Raw genomic sequence first — 2,602 nt, 5'->3', positions numbered from 1 at the left:
AGCGTCGGAGCGGGCGGAACTGGCAATGGTTCTCCGTCGGTCTGGGAGGCATCCCACACGTAGGCCGGCCGGGCTCCGACCATCCGCGAGCGCACGACCTCGCCTGCCTTCGGCTTCTCCCTCGGTCCGAGCCGTCGCCACGAGCCCGCATCGGCAGGGGTCGCGGTGGCGAACCGGCCCGTTACGGGCGCGAAGATCATGTAGCCCGGCTGGCCCTTCATTACCTGCCGCCCGAGTCCCTGCCACTGCCGGTATCCGGCGACCAGGGTGGGGAAGGGTTCTGGCACGCGGCCTGCCTCGAACGCGGCTTCGTGCTGCACCCAGATCAGCATTGTGTTGATGAACGACCGCGACCGGAACCGTGCCGCGAACGCGAGCGCCTGCCGCCAATCGTCACCCGAGACCAGCGACTCAACCGCTCCGGTCAGCTTCTCGTGCAGCTCGTCGAGCTTCGCCTCTCGCGCCGCACGGGCGTCCTCGTTCGATGCCATGCTCCGGCCTCCTCTTCGGCGGGCCGCGCCAAGGTTGCACGCGGCGGTACACCTGGCAGGTAGGCGCGAACACCCGCGCCCGAACCGTGAGCTGGACATCGTTCACCTCCTTGAGGCAGCCCGAGCCGAGACCGGAACCGAGCCTTGAGCATGCTCAAAATGTCCCGGAGTCCTGTTCTAACACCGACCGTTGAGCATGCGCAACCCTTGATTTGTGCATGCTCAACGAGTACGGTTGAGCATGCACAACCACCCTCCGGGGTGGATCACATGGATGCCTTGCCCGTCGCGAAGGGAAGGGGGGCACCGTCATGACCGAAGACGAGAGCCAGGCTGCGGCCGAAGACCTCGCAAAGCGTCTGCGGCTCCTGATGGATGTCGCCGTCGCCGAGTCCGGCACGGAACCGACCTACTCGCAGATCGCCGACTACCTCCGCGAACGAGGCACGAACCTGTCGCGGTCGCGCTGGACGTACATGGTCAACGGCCACCGCTACGTCCAAGACCCCGCCGTCTTCGAGGGGCTGGCCGCGTTCTTCGACGTGGACGCCGCGTTCCTGCTCGGTGAGAACGGTGCCGCTACCCCCGAGAAGGTCTCAGCGCAGCTCGATCTGGTTCGGTCCATGCGTGCAGCGAAGGTGAAGTCCTACGCAGCGCGCACCCTCGGCGACATCTCGCCGAAAGCACTCAATGCCATCACCAAGTTCCTGGACGAGGAAATGACACACATGCCCGAGCACTGACCGGCACCGCACGACACGGAGCCGACGCCGGTCTCTGCTCCCCACAGACAAGGGGCAAACCGTGAATATCGAACAGACCGTATCGGCGGCCGTCGCGGGCCTTCATCTCGGCAACACTTTCACCTTCGACAACCTCCGCCACACCGTCCAAGACCGGCGGCACCGGCGGCTCCGCATCGTCGAACTCGCAGACCTCGACGCCCACGACGGCCTTTGCGCGGCATTGCTCTCCACCGACGCCGAAGACTTCGTGCTCCACGCCCGCAGCGACTCCGCACTGCACCGCCAGCAGTTCGTGCTCCACGAGCTTGCCCACATGATCCTCGGGCACTGCGACGGCGACGACTGCGCCGTCGAGGAAGCACTGCTGCCCAACATCCCGCCGTACACCCGCGCACGCCTGCTCACTCGGCAAGACCTCGACAGCGAAACCGAGATCGCCGCAGAGTCCCTCGCCGACCGGCTCGCCGCCGGCATCCGAGGATCGGTGTTCGCCGAATCGGCCTACTCGGAGGTCTTCGGATGATCCAGACGCTCGTCGCGACGCTCATGTGGGCGCTCGTGGCGAGCCTGCTCATCTTCCGCCGCAAACGCACCGACCGAAGCATCACCTACGCCGCCCTCACCATCGCCATCGCGATGACACTGAACGTCGATGGCATCTACACGGTCGTCGATCCGCTCCTCGGCGGCACGAACATCGCGACGCTGATCGCCGACGCACTCCTGATGACCGGGCTCTTCTTCCTCGGGCGCGGCGTCATGAAGTCCGGCGAGTACCGGCCCAGGCTCGTCCGCGCCGCCGTCAGCGCACCCGTCCTGCTCATCGCGCTGCTCGCGATCACCGCATCGTTCCTGTTCATCGACCGCGGCACCACCACAACACGATTCATGAGCGACCTCGGCGCACAGCCAGCAACAGCGGTCTACTCGATCATCAACTTCAGCTACGGAGCACTCGTCATCGCAACGATGCTCGTCCTCGCCACACGGCAGTATCGCCACAGCACCGGCATCCAGCGCCTCCCCGCCGCACTGCTCAGCCTCGGATCGACGTTCGGCGTTGCCCTCTGCCTCGCCGTGATCGTCATGGACGTCGCTCACGCCGTCGGCCACCTCGACCTCATGCACGCCATCCAGGCCGCGTACGACCCGCTCTCGGTCCTGACTTTCGTGTTCCTCTGCGCCGGGTTTGCGGTCCAGCCTGCCGTCCGCCGGGCACAGCACCACGCACGGCGTCGGCACACGATTTCCTTCGCAGCGCAGTTGGAGCCGCTCTGGCTCCGAGCGACGCTCGCGCGGCCCGGGCTGAGCCAGGCCGACCCCCTCGCCGCCAACAGCGAAGACCCCGAAGGACACCTCCACCGC

At 66.5% G+C, this 2,602-nt stretch carries 4 protein-coding genes; 3 read left to right on the top strand and 1 reads right to left on the bottom strand.

Annotated features, from left to right (window positions below; all coding sequences use genetic code 11):
• A partial coding sequence (locus BUC15_RS18690; RefSeq protein WP_245788044.1) for an ArdC family protein occupies positions 1-491 on the bottom strand: 491 nt, incomplete at its 3' end.
• A gap of 311 nt (positions 492-802) precedes the next feature.
• Here BUC15_RS18690 and BUC15_RS18685 point away from each other — a divergent pair.
• The 3 genes from BUC15_RS18685 to BUC15_RS18675 all read left to right on the top strand — a co-directional run.
• Positions 803-1,234: a hypothetical protein gene (locus tag BUC15_RS18685; RefSeq protein ID WP_073191590.1), complete on the top strand. Its 432-nt coding sequence runs from the start codon at positions 803-805 to the stop codon at positions 1,232-1,234.
• A 61-nt stretch (positions 1,235-1,295) separates the two neighbouring features.
• Entirely contained in the window at positions 1,296-1,760 is a 465-nt protein-coding gene (locus tag BUC15_RS18680) for a hypothetical protein (RefSeq protein WP_073191587.1), read from the top strand.
• Positions 1,757-2,602 (top strand): hypothetical protein (locus BUC15_RS18675; RefSeq protein ID WP_073191584.1); only part of this gene is annotated, 846 nt, incomplete at its 3' end. The genes BUC15_RS18680 and BUC15_RS18675, both read left to right, overlap by 4 nt.

The sequence above is a fragment of the Tessaracoccus bendigoensis DSM 12906 genome (assembly GCF_900141915.1).
Classification (GTDB): domain Bacteria; phylum Actinomycetota; class Actinomycetes; order Propionibacteriales; family Propionibacteriaceae; genus Arachnia; species Arachnia bendigoensis.
Note: the sequence above shows the minus strand (reverse complement) of the source record. Positions and strands in the feature narration are given on the sequence as shown.